A 17760-nucleotide genomic window follows, 5' to 3' on the forward strand; every position below is an offset into this window, starting at 1 on the left:
TGTCCACACGCCTATCCAGATAGCGAACATGCGTTGCGGAGTCAGATTCTCCCACCGAGTCTGAGTCCACCCGGTGCGATCGCATCGGACTCACCACAACGGAGTGACTGATGACAAAGCTGGAATCCCCGATCGACGCGCCCGTCGCCAAGACGCTTCGCGACCACGCACGAGTTCTGCCGCCGGACGTATCCGCGGACGACTTCGCTGAAGCGATCAAGGCGATGCGCGACGCGATCGGTGCGGACAACGTTCGCGACGACGACGACACCGTCTCTCGCTATTACGACGCCTTTCCTGTGACCGACGATCCGACCGACTTCGCGCCGAGCGGAGTGGTCTACCCGGGATCGACCGAAGAGGTCCAGGCGATCGTTCGCGTCGCCAACGAGTATCTGATCCCGCTGCACGCTTTCTCGACAGGCCGAAACCTCGGCTATGGCGGCTCGGCACCACGCACGGCAGGGTCGCTGCTGATCGACCTCGGAAAGCGCCTCAACCGCGTCCTCGAGATCAACGAGAAGTACGCGTACGCGCTCATCGAGCCGGGCGTCAGCTACTACGACCTCTACAACGCGATTCAGGAGAAGGGGTACGGTCTGTGGATCGACGCCCCTGACCTGGCGTGGGGAAGCGTCGTCGGCAACACGATGGACCGTGGCGTCGGATACACGCCTTACGGCGACCACGGAATGTGGAAATCCGGTCTCGAGGTCGTGCTACCGGACGGCGACGTGCTGCGCACGGGTATGGGCGGGCTTCCGGGTAGCAACACGTGGCAGTTGTTCCCGGCCAGTTTCGGCCCTCAGCCGGACAATCTGTTCGTCCAGTCGAACTTCGGCATCGTCACCAAGATGGGCATTCAGCTCCTCCCGGCGCCCCCGGACTCGCTGACGTTCCAGATCACGTTCGACAAGGCTGCGGACCTCGAGCAGATCATCGACATCATGCTGCCACTGCGAATCAACATGGCACCACTCCAGAACGTTCCTGTGCTCCGGAACATCTTCCTGGATGCCGCGCAGGTGTCGAAGCGCTCCGATTGGTTCGATGGCGACGGGCCTATCCCCGATGATGTCGTCGAGCGAATGAAACGTGAGCTCAACCTCGGATACTGGAACTTCTACGGGACGTGCTATGGGCCGCGGCCCGTGATCGATCAGTACATTGCGATGATCGAAGGTGCCTTCACTCAGATCCCCGGCGCTCATTTCTACACCACGGAGACGCGCCCCAGTACGCCCGAGGACCTGGGAGCGCACACGCTCCACGATCGGCACAAGATCAACACCGGAGTCCCGACCACGGAGGAGGCGAACGTCTTCAACTGGATCCCCGACGCCGGTCATTTCTTCTTCTCGCCGATCTCGGCTCCAGATGGCGCAGACGCGTTGCGTCAGTTCGAGATGGTCAAGAAGCGCGCCGACGAGTTCGAGAAGGACTACTGCGCGCAGTTCGTCATCGGCCTCCGCGAAATGCACCACATCAGCCTGCTCCTGTACGACACCACGGACAGCGCGCACAGGTCTGAGACGCTGAGCCTCGTACGGACTCTTATCGACGAGGCGGCTGCGGAGGGCTACGGCGAGTACCGGTCGCACAATGTTCTCAACGACCAGATCGCGGCAACCTACTCCTGGAACGACAATGCGCAGTTGCGTTTCAACGAGAGGCTGAAGGACGCGCTCGACCCGAACGGCATCCTCAACCCGGGCAAGGCCGGGATCTGGCCGGCCCGTCTCCGGGGTCGGGGACTCTGACGACTGAGCGCAGCGTCGGAAGCAGATGGCTGCTTCCGACGCTGCGCGAAGGTCGTTCAGATGGAAGACTCCCCGCATGGGACGCCCAATCGGTGCGGAGCCGCCCTCAGCGGGCCCGCTGCATCTGTTCGGGGTGGACGCGGCGGTGAAAGCCGGGTCCACGCTGTTCTACCCCCACGAACTCGATTCCTTCGGCGCCAGATCTCTCAATCTCACTCTGACCTCGGTCGACTTGGATGCGGTCACGATCGCGACGATCAGCTACAACGCGCGCGTGCGCATCAGCACCGAGGAGTTGACGGACGGCTATCAGTTCAATGTGCCTCTTCACGCCTCTTTGTCGACGTCTGTCGATGGGCGCCGCTCTCTGCTCTTTCCGAACAGGGGTGCTGTCTATGGCCCCACAGAGACTTCTGCCATCGAGGGGTGGCAGATCCCCGACACCATGCTCGCCGTCAAATTCCGGCGGGAGACTCTTGAGGCGCACTTGGCAGGGATGACGGGCCGAAGCCTCAACAGGCTCATCCCGTTCAACAGCCATCTCGACCTCACAGGGGCGGCGGCACGGCAGTGGCTCGGAACCACGCGACTGCTCTTCTCCCATGGCCGGACATCTGGTGGGCTGTTCGGACACCCTCTCATGATGCGATCAGCGAGTCAGGCGCTGATGACGGGGTTCCTCATCGCGGCTTATCCAGAATCGCTGAGTTCGGAGCACTCAGAGATTGCGCCGCCTGTAGTGCGTCGTGCGCTGGAGATCATTGACGACGCCCCGCAGGACGTGGTGTCCGTCGTCGAGCTCGCACGCGCCGTCGGAGTCAGCGCTCGAGCCCTCCAGGCCGCGTTCCGCGAGCACCTCTCCGAATCACCGGGCCAGTATGTACGACGGGCCAGACTCCGAGGCGCCCACCGGGATCTTCTTGCTCCCGAGGTTACGAGCTCAGTGGCATCGGTCGCAGCGAAGTGGGGCTTCGCTCACCTGGGTCGGTTCGCAGACTCCTACGCACGTGAATATGGGCAGCTTCCCTCAGAGACTCTTCGACGAGCCCGTTTCTGAATCGCGCAAAACGGACAGACAAGGTTCGCGTTCCGGATTTCTCGAGAATCGCGCACCTCGTAGCTTCGTTCTCACGACGTCAACGACGACTGAAGGAGCACAACAGTGTCCCAGATTGCACACGAAACGCGCCCGAGTTCGGGCGCGGTTTGTCCCATCACCGGCTTCGGTGCCGCCAACGCGACGAAGGCGGAGACTCCGACCGGTTGCCCTGTGAGCCGCGGAGCAGCGGCATTCGATCCATTCGTAGGGGAGTATCAGGCTGACCCGGCCATCGCTCTCGCAGAGGCACGAGAGATCGAGCCGGTCTTCTACAGCCCCGTTCTCGACTATTGGGTGGTCACCCGCTACGAGGACGTTAAGCAGGTATTCCGGGATCCCGCACGATTCTCCGCAGCCATCGCTCTCGAGCAGATCACGCCTATCGGTGAGGAAGCGATCGAGATCCTGGACGCAGCCGACTTCGCTCCCGGTCCCACGATCGTCAATGAGGATGAGCCGGGCCACAGTGCCCATCGTCGTGCCATTTTCATGCCCTTCGAGCAGGACGAGGTCGCGAAGCTGGAGTCTCGAATCCGCAGCGTGGTGACGACGTACATCGATCGCTTCATATCCCGAGGTGAAGCGGACCTCATCGACGACATGATCTACGAGGTTCCGTGCATCATCGCGCTGATCTTCCTCGGCGTCCCCGACGAGGATATCGAGACCTGCCGGCAGTTCGGCATGCAGCAGACGCTGTTCACGTGGGGGCGTCCGGACCCCAGCGAACAGAATCGAGTCGCGCAGGGAATGGCCGACTTCTGGACCTTCGCGGGTGGACTTGTCGACAAGCTGAAGGACTCACCGGATGCCGAAGGCTGGATCCCCTACGCGATCCAAGTCCAGCGCGAGCAGCCTGAACTGATCAGCGATAATTACCTGCAAAACATCATGATGAGCGGGATTCTGGCTGCGCACGAGACCACGACGAACGCCACAGCGAACGCCCTGCGGACGCTCCTCGAGCACCCCGACTCATGGCGGCGCCTTGCCGAGGACCCGTCGCTGATGGCGCAGACAATCGAAGAATGCCTGCGCTTCTCCGGTTCTGTCGTGGCGTGGCGACGACTCACCACTGAGGACGTCGCTGTCGGTGGGGTCGAGATTCCGGCCGGAAGCAGACTGCTGATCGTGACGGCCTCCGCGAATCGGGATCCCGATGTCTTCGAGAATCCAGACGTGTTCGACATCGATCGTGGGAACGCCCGACGGCACCTCACGTTCGGAGTCGGGATCCACACGTGCATGGGAGCATCTCTCGCCCGACTGGAGATGAAGGTCTTCCTCGGCGAGCTGTCGCGTCGCCTTCCGCATATGCAACTGCAAAGCGGGCAAGAGTACTCCTACCTCCCGAACACTTCGTTCCGGGGCCCTGAGCATCTTCTCGTGAGCTGGGACCCCGCCCTCAACCCGGTCGTCGAAGACCGTCCGTAACCCCGACCTCAGGAGCAGAACATGTCATACAGAGTCACCATCGCCTATCGGCAACCCACCGATCCCGCGGCTTTCGACGCGTACTATCGCGACACCCACCTCGCTCTCGCTGCCCAGATCCCCGACGTCGTGCGCTTCACGGCGGGGCGAGCCGACAGCCCTGACGGCGAGCAGCCGTACTTCTACCAGCTGGCCGAGGTCGTCTTCGACTCGCGCGAGAAAGCCCTCGCCGCTCTCGCCTCGCCGGCTGGTAAAGCAGCGGCCGATGACATTCCCAACTTCGCGGACAACGGCGCCGCGATGTTCTTCAGCGAAGAGGAAGTGCGTGTCCCATGAGCGGCTACACATCAACCAGCGACCTCCACGAGTATGTCGGTGGGATCTTCGATCTCGCCTATCAGGATGCTGAGCTCGGTCCGAAGCTCAGCGCCACTGGCGCCGTGCTGCTCGTCCAGTGCACAGATCCTGACTCTCAGGTCGTTCTGGACATGCCCGCGCAGAAATCATACGACTCTGTGGATGCCGCTCCGAACAAGCCGAACGCCACGCTGAAGATGTCCACAGACACCGCGAACCGGTTCTGGCAAGGGAAAGTCAACATGACGTTGGCGATGGCCACAGGCGAGGTGAAGGCGGAGGGCGCGATCATGAAGGTGCTCAAACTGGTGCCGTCGACGAAGTTCCTCTATCCGATCTATATCGAGCGCCTCAAGGCTGCCGGTCGCGACGATCTGCTGGTGTGATCGGTCATGCCACGGATCAACTACGTCGCATCGGACGGCGGACTTACAGAGGTCGATGTGGCTGCAGGTAAGCGTGTCATGCAGACGGCCTTGGCGAAGGGAATTGACGGCATCATCGGGGAGTGCGGGGGACAGGCCATGTGTGCGACCTGCCACGTCTACGTCGACGACTCCTGGCTCGATCGACTCCCAGAGATGCAGGCAGACGAGGACGAGATGCTCGAGGACACTGTATGTGAACGGACGGACTCGTCGAGACTGAGCTGCCAGATCGCCGTAAGCGATGAGCTGGACGGCATCAGGGTGAGGATTCCGGAGCGACAGGTATGAGCGTCGTCATCGTCGGGGGAGGGCAGGCCGGCACGGAGGTAGCGTTCTCGCTCCGAAATGGAGGGTTCGCGGGAGAGATCACCGTGCTCAGCGCAGAACCGGACATCCCTTACCAGCGTCCTCCGCTGTCGAAGGACTTTCTCAAGGGCGATGGGGATCTGGAGGATGTTGTGATCCGTCCGCGAGAGTTCTACGACTCCAAGCGCATCGATCTGAAGCTCGGGGTTCACGCAATCGGAATCGACCGCGCGGCCCGGAAGGTCGCGCTGTCGGACGGTGGCACGATCGGCTTTCGACACCTCGTCCTCGCGACTGGCGCTGCACCCATCGGATTGGATCTGCCAGGGGTCGATGCGGCAATCCCCACGTATCTGCTCCGAGATCTGGAACACTCGCAAGCACTCCGCGGAGTGCTGCAGAACGGGCGCGGCGAGAGCATCGTCGTTGCAGGGAGTGGCTTCATCGGTCTTGAAGTCGCGGCGGCCGCCGCCCACTACGGTGCAGACGTGACGTTGTTGTGCCGCGCGGATAGGGTCATGCGTCGATCTGTGAGTGAGGTGACGTCGCGGGTGTTCGAGCGCGCACACCTTCAGAACGGTGTCGACGTCCGGTTCCACACGGAGGTCTCATCGTTGGTCCCCGCAGGGCGACCAAATCTGCGGCTCACCGATGGCTCCTCGCTGGAAGTCGATCGTCTCGTCGTTGGAATCGGAGTTACGCCGAACGATGAACTAGCACGAGTATCTGGTCTGAGCTGTGAGGGCGGAATAGTCGTTGACGCTCAACTTCGGACGTCCGATCGTGACATCCGTGCGATCGGCGACTGTGCGGTCTCCGCCTGCTACGGCACCCGGCAGCGGGTCGAATCTGTCCAGAACGCGGTCGATCAGGCTCGATTCGTCGCTCGCCAGATTCTCTCGGAGGAACAGGGGCACGCCGAGAGCGATCCGTTCAGCGCCGTGCCGTGGTTCTGGACCCAGCAGTGGGGTCTGAAGCTGCAGATCGCCGGCATCATCGACGACTCGATCGATGATGTCGAGGTACGCGGGGATGCGGCCGTAGGAAGCTACTCCGCGTTCTGCTATTCGCGCGGCAAGCTCATCGCTGTGGAGTCCGTGAACCAGCCCCGAGATCACATGGCGGCCAGGAAGATTCTCGAGTCCGGACTCGACGTTCCGTCAGCGGTCGCAGCCGATGAGGCCGTGAATCTCCGTGATCTGGCGAACCGAGGCGGGTCCGTCCTTGCCGCATGAGGCAAAGGGGCCACGCCGTGCACCGAAGGCGCGCACGGCGCGCCTTCGGTGCACGGCCGAGACCATCGAGGGTTCGGCCGTGGACAGTGGCGCCAATAGAGTTCGTGACACAACGATGGGAGCTTGACCCGGTTTCCCGGACGGTTCTTGTGTGTTGATCATGCCGCACTCTCTGCGGCGGTGTGAAGTGCTCCGTAGTCGGCGGGGCTGAGATAGTCGAGAGCGGAGCCAAGTGTCCCAAAAGTGTCCCGAGCATCCCGGGAACGTCGATTCTGGCGTGTGCTGCCGAGTCCTGAGTGCGTGACGAGTTCACCTCGTTGGGTCGCAGGATCCGCGGAATGACGCGGATCCCCGTCGTTTCAAGGCTTGTCGGCGCACGCCGCCGAGATCGGCGGAATCGGCGCACTCCACCCTGCTAAGGTGGAGTCCCCTCACGGGGACCGAGGGTTCAAATCCCTCCGTCTCCGCCATGTGATGTCTCAGGACATCGTGAACGACTGAACCCCCGGTTTCCGGGGGTTCAGTCGTTTTTGCGTTGGTAGTTCTTTGTGGGGTCGAGGGTGAATTCTGCGAGGAGTTCTCCGGTGTTCAGGGCGATGACGGTGGCGTTGCTGTTGTGGACAAGGCAGATGATCTCGGTGCGGATGTGGGCTCTGCCGATGCCGATGCCGATGCCGATGCCGAGGTGGAGGAGTTTGCCGGTGTGGCGGAGGGTGATCTTGCCGTCGTTGTCGATGGTGTCGTCGCGGACTCGCCAGATGTTCGGGTCGGCGGGTGTGGTCGGGGTCGCTTTCGGGATGAATCGCCCCGGGTCTCGTGGAGGGTCTGAAATCCCGAGAGGATGAGACCTATGCCAGCTTTGAGGTAGTATCCGCCGGAGTTGCGGGAGCGAGCGATGAGGCTCGTGCAGGAAGCGCGGAAGGAGGATCCGGAGTTGTCTGTGAATCAGGCGGTGATCCGGATCGGGCAGCGCGTCGGGGTGAATCCGGACACGTTGCGCGGATGGGTCAAGCAGGCCCAGATCGACGCGGGAGAGCGTCCTGGAACGACGACTGACGATGCGTCGAGGATCAAGCAACTCGAGGCGGAGGTGCGTGAGCTCAAGCGCGCGAACGAGATCCTGTTGGCGGCGTCGAGTTTCTTCGCGCGGGAGCTCGACCCGCGACTGCCGTGGTGACTCAGTTCATCGACGATCATCGTGACCGGTTCGGAGTCGAGCCGATCTGCCGCGTGCTCACCGAGCACGGGGTGAAGATCGCTCCGTCCGGGTATTACGCCTTCAAGAAACGGCCCGACTCCGCGCGCGCCGTCAGCGATGCCGAACTGGTGGTCCAGATCGAGCGGGTCTTCTGGGACCGCGCTCTCGGCCGCGGCATCAGCGGTGCTCGCAAGATCTGGCGACTGCTCAAGCGCGAGGGCATCGTCGTTGCCCGGTGCACGGTCGAACGTCTCATGCGGCAGCAGGGCCTGCGCGGCATCCGCCGCGGCAAACAGTTCATCACCACTCGCCCCGATATCTCTGCGCCGAGGGCAGAGGATCACGTCAAGCGCGAGTTCCACGCAGACAGACCGAATGAGCTCTGGGTCGTCGACTTCACCTACGTCCCAACATGGTCAGGGATGGCGTTCACTGCATTCGTCACCGACGTGTTCTCCCGCCGCATCGTCGGCTGGCGCACGATGTCGAAAATGCCCACCGACCTGCCGCTGGATGCGCTGGAGATGGCTCTGTGGATCCGCGATCGGGCCGGTGAAGACGTCACCGGCGTCATTCAACACTCGGACGCCGGCTCTCAATACACGGCTCTGCGCTACACAGACCGACTCGCTGAAGTCGGCGCGATCGCATCGATCGGGACCGTCGGCGATTCGTATGACAACGCCCTCGCCGAGAGCGTCGTCGGCCTCTACAAGACCGAGTGCGTGAAGATCGATGGCCCGTTCCGCAGCGCCGATGACCTCGAACTCGCGACGCTGTCCTGGGTGCACTGGTTCAACGAGAACCGGCTGCACTCCTCGATCGGCTACCTCACCCCCATCGAGAAGGAGAACGAGTACTACCGTGAGATCAACTCCCAGCGCCAGCCGGCGCCGGGAGAACTCGCCCTCCATTAAACCCGGGGCGATTCAGTCGGGTCCGACGGCTCGGCGGGGCGCGATCGTCTCGTGCGTTGGCGGACTACGGGAGCTTGGACGCGAGGACGTCGGCCGCCAGGATCTCGGGTGCTGCGCCGAGGAGGTGCTGGTTGGCCATCAGGGCTGCGACGATGGCGCCGTTGGCGTGGGCGTCGCGAGCGGCCTCGTCGGGGAATGCATCGAAGATCCAGAAGGTGTCGGCGTGGGTCCTGACCGCGAACCAGACAATCGTTCCTACTTCTTCGTTGGCGAGTGCGACAGCGCCGGCGAGCAGATCGGCGAGCGCGTCGTGCTGTCCATCGGCCGCGACGATCTTGGCGACGAAGGCATACGGAAGTGATGCGGGTGTGGACATGAGGGACTCTCCTTGAGGTCGGGGTTCTTCGTGGGACGAGTTCAGCGTATGACGAGCGAGGGCCGGTGAGGAGTGGCGTATACGGCAGTATTGCTATTGTTTACGTCATGCGTATCGGACTGATCGCGATCGACGGCTGCTTCGGTTCGGCTATCGCGTCGATCATCGACATCGTGCGGGTGGCCGACGGAGTCCGCGGCGATGTCGACCCGCGGATCGACCCGATCGAACTCGCCATCCTCGGACCGAAACGGCGAGTGACCACGACGGCATCGATGACCCTGTCGGTGGACCACCCGCTGTCGGAGTCCGGAGAGTTCGACGTGGTCGTCGTCCCTGCGCTTGGAACCCTTACGGCCGCCGCTACCAACGACGCCCTCCAGAGCCGAGATGCTCGTTCGGTCATCGCCTCGCTCGGGCGCCTCGATGAGGCGACCACCCGGATCGCCGCGGCGTGCACCGGCGTGTTCGCCGTCGCCGAGACCGGGCGGATGCATCATCGGCGGGCGACGACCAGCTGGTTCCTGGGGCCGGAGTTCCTGAAGCGCTATCCGACCGTCGCCCTCGATCTCGACACCATGGTCGTGGCCGACGGGAACCTCGTCACCGCCGGCGCCGCCTTCGCCCACATCGACCTCGCGCTCTCACTCGTGCGATCGATCAGCCCCGACCTGGCCCAACATGTCGCCAAGCTCCTCATCATCGACGAGCGCCCGTCGCAGGCGGCCTTCGTCGCCTACGAACATCTCCGGCACGAGGACCCGATCGTCGTCGAGTTCGAACGCTTCGTGCGCGCCCGCCTGGACGAACCGTTCAACGTCGCCTTCGTCGCGCAGTCGCTCGGCACCAGCCGGCGCACCCTCGAACGACGAGTCCGTGCGGCGCTCAACCTCACTCCGCTCGGCTTCGTCCAACGGCTTCGCATCGAACGAGCTCGGCACCTCTCAGCAACCACGGACCTCACCTCCGCCGAGATCGCGCTACGGGTCGGCTACGCGAACGCCGAGACTCTGCGTTCCCTCCTGCGCAGGGAGCGACGCCGTTCCTGACCTATCGCCATGCCTTAGAACCACCTCTCAGCACGTCGCGTCGACGCTCCTGCGTCGCACCTGGACGACCCACTCGACACGCCCGCAGCACAGGCCATGCGACGTGCCCCGGCTTCCCGGACGGTCGGGGTTGGGTGGCTGTGTTGTCGTTGCGTTCTCGTCGAGAGGATCAGCAGACCCGATCAGGGTCGATTGGGATGAGACGCGAAGGCGGTCAGGCCAGGGCGCCCGAAGCCGGCCGGCGGGGTAGCGTCGGACACGATACGTGCTTGAGTTCCTGGGCCGCGCGCAGGAGTTCATCGACGCGCTCGCCGGCCGCGGCCGAGGCATGGTCTACCTCATCGGTTAGTTCCGCCGCGAGGCCGACGAGCACGACGCCGGCCTCGGCGTTCCAGCTGCACGCTTGGCTACGCGTCCCGCCGGGCTCCGGCGCTCGGGCAGACCGCGAACACGCTCGGCACCGCGAACCCCTCCGCGGCGAACGCCGCCGCCACCGCATCCGCCACCGCCGGCACGGCATCCCGCTCGACGAGCGCGATCGCCGCACCGCCGAAGCCGCCGCCGGTCATGCGGGCGCCGAGGGCACCGGCATCCAGCGCGGACTGCACCGCGGTGTCGAGCTCGGGCACCGAGATCTCGAAGTCATCGCGCATGGACGCGTGCGACGCGGTCAACAGATTGCCGGTCGCGCGGGCGCCGTGCTCGCGCAGCGCGCGCACCGTGTCGAGCACGCGCTGATTCTCGGTGACGACGTGCCGCACGCGGCGGAACGTCACATCATCCATGACCTCTCGTGCGCGCGGCAGATCGGCCGGCGAGAGATCGCGCAGCGCGGCAACGCCCATGATCGCCGCACCCTTCTCGCACGATGCGCGGCGCTCGCGATATCCGCCGGTCGAGTGCGCATGCGCGACCCGAGTGTCGATCACGAGCACCGCGAGCCCGGCCTCGGCCATGCCGAGCGGGATGCTCTGCGCCTCGAGCGAGCGGCAGTCCAGGAACAGCGCCGCATCGGCCTCGCCGAGCATGGACGCCATCTGGTCCATGATCCCGGTCGGAGCGCCGACGGCCTCGTTCTCGGCACGGCGGCCGATCGACGCCAGTGCGGTGCGGTCGAGACCGGCATCCCACAGCTCGTTCAGAGCGGATGCAGTGGCGCCCTCGATCGCGGCCGACGAGGAGAGCCCGGCACCGACGGGCACGTCTGAGGCGATTGCGATGTCGACGCCGCGCTCACGCGCGCCGGCGAGCCGGAGCGCCCACGCCACCCCCAGCGGGTACGCGGCCCAGGCATCCTGTTCGGCGGCGATCGGGAACCTCGACTCCAACTCGGAGAGCTCAGCTTCGACCGGCGCCTCGGCGAACGTCGACGCGACCCGAATGCGCTCGTCATCGCGCATGCCGACAGCGGCATAGGTGCGATGCGGCGTCGCGAACGGCATCACGAACCCGTCGTTGTAATCGGTGTGCTCGCCGATGAGGTTCGCCCGCCCGGGCGCCGACCAGACGCCGTCGGCATCACGGCCGGTCAGTTCGCGGAACAGCCGGGTAGCGGCATCCCGCGCGCTCACTCCGCGGCCTCCTCGGCGCGGGCGATCGCGTCGCGCAGCCGCTGCGCACCGAGCTCGGGCATCACCTCGGTCGCCCAGGCGCCCATCGCCGCCTCTGACCCCGCGAGGAACTTCAGCTTGTCGGCGGCCCGGCGCGGACTCGTCAGCTGCAGGTGCAGCCGGACGGCATCCCGGCCGACGTTCACCGGCGCCTGATGCCACGCGGCGATGTACGGCGTCGGGGTGTCGTAGAGCGCATCCACGCCGCGCAGCAGCCGCAGGTACAGTGGCGCGAGTTCATCGCGCTCGGCGGCCGTGGTCGCGGCGAGGTCGGGAACGTGCCGGTGCGGCATCAGATGCACCTCGAGAGGCCAGCGCGCGGCGAACGGCACGAACGCCGTCCAGTGCTCGCCGCGGAGCACGACGCGCTCGGAGCTGTGCTCCTCGTCGAGGATGTGCTGGAAGAGCTCCGGTGCGGTGCGGTCGATGCTCTCGAGCACCCTCCGAGTGCGCGGCGTGACGTACGGGTACGCGTAGATCTGCCCGTGCGGGTGGGGGAGCGTGACGCCGATCGCCTCCCCGCGGTTCTCGAACGGGAAGACCTGCTCGATGCCCGGCAGCTGCGAGAGTGCGGCGGTGCGGTCGGCCCAGGCCTCGATCACGGTGCGTGCGCGGGTGACCGTCTGCGTGCCGAACGAGCCGGAATGGTCGGGGCTGAAGCACACGACCTCGCACCGGCCCGTCGCCGTGCGCGTACGGCCGAGACCCAGCGCATCGAGGTCGTCGAGCCCGCGCGGAGCGTTGGCCGCGGCTGGAGCATCCCCGGACGTCTGCGCGAGTGCCGGCCCGAAAGCGGGCGAGCGGTTCTCGAACACGGCGACGTCGTAGCGCGACGGCACCTCGGACGGGTTCTCCGGGGTCTGCGGCGCCAGCGGGTCGGCGTCGGCGCCCGGCATCATCACCCGGTTCTGGCGGTTGGATGCGACCGTGATCCAGTCACCGGTCAGCACGTCGAGGCGCATGCTCGCCGTCTCGGGGCGCGGATCGAGCGTTCGGGCATCGACGGCGCGATCGGGTCCGAGCGTCGTATCGGGGTCGTCGTAGTAGATCAGCTCGCGTCCGTCGGCGAGGCGCGTGGGCCGCTTGACGACGCCCGCGCCGAGCTTGACGGGGTCGGCTGGGCGCAACTCCGGAGATGCGTGCATGTTCACGTAAACACGGTAGCCCCACAGCGGTGATAACGTCAACACTGCGGAGTTGTGAACACGGCGGAGTCGTGAACGCTGCGGAGTTGTGAACGCACGAGCAGAAGCGAGGGATGCCGGTGACCGATGACCTTTCCGGCCTGATGCCCGCGCGGCGGCCCCGCCGCGGCACGCCGTCAGGACGCGTCTCGATGGCGATGGTCGCCAGCCGCGCCGGGGTGTCCGGCCAGACGGTCTCGCGCGTCGTCAACGACAGCCCGCGCGTCGATCCGACGACGCGTGCGCGCGTCGAGCAGGCCATGGCCGAGCTCGGTTACCGCCCCCATCGCGCGGCCAGAGCGCTCCGCACCGGGCGTTCGCTCACCCTCGGTATCGTCGCCACCACGCTCGCGACCACCGGCAATTCGCGGATGCTGCAGGCCACGGCCGAGGCCGCGGCGCAGCGCGGCTACGCGCTCACCGTCGTCACCGCCGCAGACGGCATCGGCGAGGCGTTCGCGCGCCTGCGCGACCAGGGCGTCGACGGGGCCGTCGTCCTGAACGAGGCATCCGCCCTCACCCACGCCGCGGATCAGCTCGAGGGACTGAGACTCGTCGTCGTCGACGCCGCAGCCGACAGCGGGCTGCGAACGGTGTGCAGCGACCACGCCGGCGGGGCGATGGCCGCGACCCGGCATCTGCTCGACCGAGGCCATCGGACGATCCATCACGTCGCCGGCCCCGTCGACTCCTTCGCCGCGGCAGAGCGCGAACGCGGATGGCGCGAGGCCCTGCATGCGGCGGGAGCCGACGTGCCGGAGGTCGTGCGCGGTGACTGGAGTGCGGCATCCGGACACGACGCGGCCGCGCGATTGAGCGGCGCGACCGCCGTCTTCGCCGCCAATGACCAGATGGCGCTCGGGGTGCTTAGGACGCTCGCCGAACGCGGCGACCGTGTGCCCGAGGACACCGAGGTGATCGGATTCGACGACGTCCCCGAAGCAGCCGACTACCTGCCCCCGCTGACGACCGTGCGCCAGGACTTCACCGCGCTCGCCGAGGCCGCCGTGACCGCCCTCGTCGCGGATCCGCCGACGCCGCTGGGCGACGAAGCCACGGTCATCCCGACACGGTTGATCCTGCGGGCGAGCAGTCCGGAGTGATCTGCTGCCCGGCTACCCGAGCACCCATCGGAACGCGTGAGCGTCACCACGCGAGTGGGCGAGTGCGAGCGATCCGATCGGTCAGCGAGGCAGGTATCGTTCCAGTACGTGTGACTGGGCCACGAGTGAGCGCAGTTCTTCGAGTGCAACCGGGGCGGCGCCGAGAGCGCGGGCCTGAACGAGCACGTTGCCGAGGGCGGTCGCTTCGACGGGGCCGGCGAAGACGGGGAGCCCTGACCGGTCGGCCGTCGCCTGGCAGAGCGGCCGGTTGAGCGAGCCGCCGCCGACGAGGTGGATTCGATCGATCTCGCGGCCCGACAGGTCGGACGCCGTCTGCACCGCATCCGCGAACGCCGACGCGATGGACTCGAGGATCACGCGTGCGAAGCCCGCACGGTCCGCGGGGGCGGCATGACCTGAGGCCGCGAGCACCGAGGCGATGCGCGCCGGCATGTCACCGGGTGCGCTCAGTGCAGGATCGTTCGCGTCGAAGAGGGGGCCGTCTTCGGTGGACCCGCCCGTCGCATCCAGCAGCGAGGGCAGGTTGATCGATGCTCCGTCCTCGGCCTCCCACGCACGGACGGCCTCGCTGAGCAGCCACAGACCCGTCACGTTGTGCAGGAATCGGATGCGCCCGTCGACACCGAGTTCGTTGGTGAAGTTCGCCTCGCGCGCGGCTTCCGTCAGCACCGGCGCATCGAGTTCGAGACCGACGAGGCCCCACGTGCCGCACGAGATGTACGCGGCGTCCGGCGAGGCGAGAGGCGCGGCGGCGACGGCGGACGCCGTGTCGTGCGAGCCGACGGCGATCACCGGCAGATCCCTGCCGATGCGTGCCGCGACCTCGGGGCGGAGCATCCCGATCCTCTCCCCGGGGCTGACGAGCTCGGGCAAGATGCCGGTGGGGATGCCGAGGCGCTCGGCGAGCTCGAGATCCCACTCCGACGTGCGGACGTCGAGCAGTCCGGTCGTCGACGCGTTCGTGCGCTCGGCGACGCGGCGTCCGGTGAGCACCCAGGCGACGAGGTCGGGGATCAGCAGGGCGGCATCCGCATCGGCGGTCCTGGGGTCGGCGGCGAACTGGTACAGCGTGTTGAACGGCAGGAACTGCAGGCCGTTGCGCTGATACAGCTCCGCGAACGGGATGACCTCGTGGACCTCCGCAACGCCGCGCGCGGTGCGGTCGTCGCGGTAGTGGAACGGCTCGCCGATCAGCTCGCCGTCACGGAGCAGCCCGTAGTCGACGGCCCAGGAGTCGATGCCGATGCTCTCGATCGCGGGTTCGCGCCGCACCGCCTCGGCGAGGCCGTCGAGGATGCTCTCGTGCAGCGCGCCGAAGTCCCAATGCAGGCCGTCTTCGCGTTCGACGGGGCCGTTGGGGAACCGCGAGACGAGTTCGAGCTCGAGTGCGTCCGGCCCGATCCGTCCGATCACCACGCGCCCGGAGGTCGCCCCGAGGTCGACGGCGGCGACCGCGCGGGTGGCGTTCGAGGTGCTGGTTTCGACTCGCTGCGCTCGCTCAACCCGTTTTGTCGCGCTGCGCTCGCTCAACGACCCGGAGCTTTCCCGTGCGGGGCGTTGAGCGGAGTCGCGCAGCGACGGAGACGAAACGGGCTGAGCGAGCCGAAGCCATCGCATCGACACAGTCATCGCAGGAATGCGGCGGCCACGCCGGAGTCGACGGGGATGTGCAGGCCGGTGGTGCGGGACAGTTCGGGGCCGGTGAGCACGTAGACGGCGTCCGCGACGTTCTCGGGCACGACCTCGCGCTTGAGGATCGTGCGGTTCGCGTAGAACTGCCCGAGGTCCTCCTCGGCGACGCCGTAGGTAGCCGCGCGGTTCGCGCCCCACCCCGAGGCGAAGATCCCCGAGCCGCGGACGACGCCGTCGGGGTTGATGCCGTTGACGCGGATGCCGTGCTCGCCGAGCTCGACCGCGAGCAGCCGCACCTGATGCGCCTGGTCGGCCTTGGTCGCCGAGTAGGCGATGTTGTTCGGGCCGGCGAAGACGGAGTTCTTCGACGAGATGTAGACGATGTCGCCGCCGAGTTTCTGATCGATGAGCACCTGGGCTGCGGCCTTCGATACGAGGAAGGACCCCTTCGCCATGACGTCGTGCTGCAGATCCCAGTCCTTCTCGGTGGTCTCGAGCAGCGGCTTCGACAGCGAGAGCCCGGCGTTGTTGACGACGAGGTCGACGCCGCCGAAGGCGAGGACGGCTTCGTTCAGCGCGGCCTGCACGGCGTCGGCATCCGCCACGTTCGCGGCGACGCCGATCGCGACATCGGTGGTCCCGAGCTCGGCAGCCGTCGCCTGCGCCTTCTCGAGGTCGAGGTCGGCGACGACGACGCAGGCGCCCTCGGCCGCGAGGCGGGTGGCGATGGCCTTGCCGATGCCGGATGCTGCGCCGGTGACGAACGCGATGCGCCCCTGGTGCGACTTCGGCTTGGGCATCCGCTGCAGCTTCGCCTCTTCCAGCGCCCAGTACTCGATGCGGAACTTCTCGGCATCCGAGATGGGGGAGTAGGTCGAGAGCGCCTCGGCGCCGCGCATGACATTGATCGCGTTGACGTAGAACTCGCCCGCCACCCGCGCGGTCTGCTTGTTCGCGCCGTACGAGAACATGCCCACCCCAGGGACGAGGACGATGAGCGGGTCCGCGCCGCGGATCGCGGGCGACTCGTCGGTGGCGTGCGCGTCGTAGTACGCCTGGTAGTCGGCGCGGTACTCGGCGTGCAGCTCGTGCAGACGTGCGATCTGCTCCTCCGCGGACGCCGTGGTGGGCAGGTCGAGGATGAGCGGCTTGACCTTGGTGCGCAGGAAGTGGTCGGGGCAGCTTGTGCCGAGACCGGCGAGCCGAGGTGCATTCGACGACGCGAGGAAGTCGAGCACGACGTCGGAGTCGGTGAAGTGCCCGACCATCGGCTTGTCCGTCGACGCGATGCCGCGGATCGTGCCGGCGAGGGCCGCGGCCCGCTCCCGCCGCTCATCCGACGAGAGCGCTTCGAAGCCGACGCGGACCTCCCCGAACGGCGACTCCTTGCCCTCTGCGGCGATGTACGCGGCGGCGGTGTCGATGATCCACAGCGAGTTCGCCTCTGCCGCATCCGACGTGTCGCCCCACGCGGTGATGCCGTGCCCGCCGAGAATACAGCCGATCGCCTGCGGATTGGCGCGCTTGATCTCGGCGATGTCCAGGCCCAGCTGGAAGCCCGGGCGGCGCCACGGCACCCACACGACCTTCTCGCCGAAGATCTTCGACGTGAGTGCCTCGCCGTCGGCGGCGGTCGCGATCGCGATGCCCGAGTCGGGATGCAGGTGGTCGACGTGCGCGGCATCCACCAGTCCGTGCATCGCGGTGTCGATCGACGGTGCCGCCCCGCCCCTGCCGTGCAGGCAGTAGTCGAACGCGGCGACCATCTCGTCCTCACGATCGACGCCGGGATAGACGTCCACGAGCGCACGCATGCGATCCAGGCGGAGGACGGCGAGGCCCTGCTCCGTCAGTGTGCCGAGGTCTCCGCCCGAGCCCTTGACCCACAGCAACTCGACCGGCTGACCGGTCACCGGGTCGGTCTCGGTGCCCTTGGCCGAGGTGTTGCCGCCGGCGTAGTTCGTGTTCTTCGGGTCGGCGCCCAGGTGGTTCGAGCGCTCGATGAGAGCGGCAGCGGTGGGGTTGATCATGAGGATCCTTCGGATGGGGGA

Annotated in this window: 15 protein-coding genes and 1 other annotated feature; of the genes, 10 read left to right on the forward strand and 5 right to left on the reverse strand. The window is 66.4% G+C overall.

Annotated features, from left to right (window positions below; genetic code table 11):
• Nucleotides 1-110 precede the first annotated feature (110 nt).
• From AB0269_RS14170 to AB0269_RS14205, 8 genes are all read left to right on the forward strand, one after another.
• Nucleotides 111-1760, forward strand: a complete 1650-nt coding sequence (locus AB0269_RS14170; RefSeq protein ID WP_366211899.1) for an FAD-binding oxidoreductase — start codon at nucleotides 111-113, stop codon at nucleotides 1758-1760.
• Nucleotides 1761-1836: 76 nt separating this feature from the next.
• Nucleotides 1837-2817, forward strand: a complete 981-nt coding sequence (locus AB0269_RS14175; protein ID WP_366211900.1) for an AraC family transcriptional regulator — start codon at nucleotides 1837-1839, stop codon at nucleotides 2815-2817.
• 213 nt (nucleotides 2818-3030) lie between these two features.
• Nucleotides 3031-4293, forward strand: coding sequence for a cytochrome P450 (locus AB0269_RS14180; protein ID WP_366211901.1), 1263 nt, complete (start codon nucleotides 3031-3033; stop codon nucleotides 4291-4293).
• A gap of 21 nt (nucleotides 4294-4314) precedes the next feature.
• On the forward strand, nucleotides 4315-4629 hold the full coding sequence (locus AB0269_RS14185; protein ID WP_366211902.1) for an EthD family reductase: 315 nt from the start codon (nucleotides 4315-4317) through the stop codon (nucleotides 4627-4629).
• Nucleotides 4626-5036: an SCP2 sterol-binding domain-containing protein gene (locus tag AB0269_RS14190; RefSeq protein WP_366211903.1), complete on the forward strand. Its 411-nt coding sequence runs from the start codon at nucleotides 4626-4628 to the stop codon at nucleotides 5034-5036. Before AB0269_RS14185 ends, AB0269_RS14190 begins: the two co-directional genes overlap by 4 nt.
• Nucleotides 5037-5042: 6 nt before the next feature.
• Nucleotides 5043-5366 carry a 2Fe-2S iron-sulfur cluster-binding protein gene (locus AB0269_RS14195; protein WP_366211904.1) on the forward strand — a complete coding sequence of 108 codons (324 nt, stop codon included), beginning with the start codon at nucleotides 5043-5045 and terminating at the stop codon, nucleotides 5364-5366.
• Nucleotides 5363-6619 (forward strand): FAD-dependent oxidoreductase, encoded by a 1257-nt coding sequence (locus tag AB0269_RS14200; protein WP_366211905.1) that lies wholly within the window; start codon nucleotides 5363-5365, stop codon nucleotides 6617-6619. The genes AB0269_RS14195 and AB0269_RS14200 overlap by 4 nt, the downstream gene beginning before the upstream one ends.
• Before the next feature lie 895 nt (nucleotides 6620-7514).
• Nucleotides 7515-8734 (forward strand): IS3 family transposase gene (locus tag AB0269_RS14205; RefSeq protein ID WP_366211906.1). Its coding sequence is split into 2 segments (ribosomal slippage): nucleotides 7515-7755 and nucleotides 7755-8734, totalling 1221 coding nucleotides; the frame shifts between segments, so codons are not numbered across the junction.
• Nucleotides 7755-7882, forward strand: a sequence feature (AL1L pseudoknot). (Overlaps the previous gene by 128 nt.)
• A 64-nt stretch (nucleotides 8735-8798) precedes the next feature.
• On the opposite strand, the gene AB0269_RS14210 is transcribed toward AB0269_RS14205, so the two are convergent.
• The gene (locus AB0269_RS14210; protein ID WP_003941073.1) at nucleotides 8799-9110 is read right to left on the reverse strand and encodes a putative quinol monooxygenase; all 312 of its coding nucleotides are present in this window, start codon (nucleotides 9108-9110) and stop codon (nucleotides 8799-8801) included.
• Nucleotides 9111-9217: 107 nt separating this feature from the next.
• Here AB0269_RS14210 and AB0269_RS14215 point away from each other — a divergent pair, with 107 nt between their 5' ends.
• A complete protein-coding gene (locus tag AB0269_RS14215) occupies nucleotides 9218-10159 on the forward strand; it encodes a helix-turn-helix domain-containing protein (protein WP_366211907.1) in 942 nt (313 codons plus the stop codon).
• Between the two features lie 407 nt (nucleotides 10160-10566).
• Here the strand turns inward: AB0269_RS14215 and galK are convergent, their stop codons facing one another.
• Both galK and galT read right to left on the reverse strand, forming a co-directional pair.
• Entirely contained in the window at nucleotides 10567-11730 is a 1164-nt protein-coding gene (gene galK, locus AB0269_RS14220; protein WP_366211908.1) for a galactokinase, read from the reverse strand.
• Nucleotides 11727-12914, reverse strand: a complete 1188-nt coding sequence (gene galT / locus AB0269_RS14225) for a galactose-1-phosphate uridylyltransferase (RefSeq protein WP_366211954.1) — start codon at nucleotides 12912-12914, stop codon at nucleotides 11727-11729. The genes galK and galT overlap by 4 nt, the downstream gene beginning before the upstream one ends.
• A gap of 191 nt (nucleotides 12915-13105) precedes the next feature.
• Between galT and AB0269_RS14230 the strand changes: the two genes are divergently transcribed.
• Nucleotides 13106-14056, forward strand: coding sequence for a LacI family DNA-binding transcriptional regulator (locus AB0269_RS14230; RefSeq protein ID WP_366211955.1), 951 nt, complete (start codon nucleotides 13106-13108; stop codon nucleotides 14054-14056).
• Nucleotides 14057-14137: 81 nt separating this feature from the next.
• Here the strand turns inward: AB0269_RS14230 and AB0269_RS14235 are convergent, their stop codons facing one another.
• Both AB0269_RS14235 and AB0269_RS14240 read right to left on the reverse strand, forming a co-directional pair.
• Complete coding sequence (locus tag AB0269_RS14235; RefSeq protein WP_366211909.1) at nucleotides 14138-15607, reverse strand: rhamnulokinase family protein; 1470 nt, start codon at nucleotides 15605-15607, stop codon at nucleotides 14138-14140.
• A gap of 95 nt (nucleotides 15608-15702) precedes the next feature.
• On the reverse strand, nucleotides 15703-17739 hold the full coding sequence (locus tag AB0269_RS14240; protein ID WP_366211910.1) for a bifunctional aldolase/short-chain dehydrogenase: 2037 nt from the start codon (nucleotides 17737-17739) through the stop codon (nucleotides 15703-15705).
• Between the last annotated feature and the right edge of the window lie 21 nt (nucleotides 17740-17760).

The sequence above is a fragment of the Microbacterium sp. NPDC077644 genome (assembly GCF_040702785.1).
GTDB lineage: Bacteria > Actinomycetota > Actinomycetes > Actinomycetales > Microbacteriaceae > Microbacterium.

Excerpts from the sequence above, each read along its gene's own strand:
- AB0269_RS14170 (WP_366211899.1), top strand. The coding sequence starts at position 111 with ATGACAAAGCTGGAATCCCCGATCGACGCGCCCGTCGCCAAGACGCTT.
- AB0269_RS14175 (WP_366211900.1), top strand. The coding sequence starts at position 1,837 with ATGGGACGCCCAATCGGTGCGGAGCCGCCCTCAGCGGGCCCGCTGCAT.
- AB0269_RS14185 (WP_366211902.1), top strand. The coding sequence starts at position 4,315 with ATGTCATACAGAGTCACCATCGCCTATCGGCAACCCACCGATCCCGCG.
- AB0269_RS14190 (WP_366211903.1), top strand. The coding sequence starts at position 4,626 with ATGAGCGGCTACACATCAACCAGCGACCTCCACGAGTATGTCGGTGGG.
- AB0269_RS14195 (WP_366211904.1), top strand. The coding sequence starts at position 5,043 with ATGCCACGGATCAACTACGTCGCATCGGACGGCGGACTTACAGAGGTC.
- AB0269_RS14200 (WP_366211905.1), top strand. The coding sequence starts at position 5,363 with ATGAGCGTCGTCATCGTCGGGGGAGGGCAGGCCGGCACGGAGGTAGCG.
- AB0269_RS14210 (WP_003941073.1), bottom strand. The coding sequence starts at position 9,110 with ATGTCCACACCCGCATCACTTCCGTATGCCTTCGTCGCCAAGATCGTC.
- AB0269_RS14215 (WP_366211907.1), top strand. The coding sequence starts at position 9,218 with ATGCGTATCGGACTGATCGCGATCGACGGCTGCTTCGGTTCGGCTATC.
- galT (WP_366211954.1), bottom strand. The coding sequence starts at position 12,914 with ATGCACGCATCTCCGGAGTTGCGCCCAGCCGACCCCGTCAAGCTCGGC.
- AB0269_RS14230 (WP_366211955.1), top strand. The coding sequence starts at position 13,106 with ATGGCGATGGTCGCCAGCCGCGCCGGGGTGTCCGGCCAGACGGTCTCG.
- AB0269_RS14240 (WP_366211910.1), bottom strand. The coding sequence starts at position 17,739 with ATGATCAACCCCACCGCTGCCGCTCTCATCGAGCGCTCGAACCACCTG.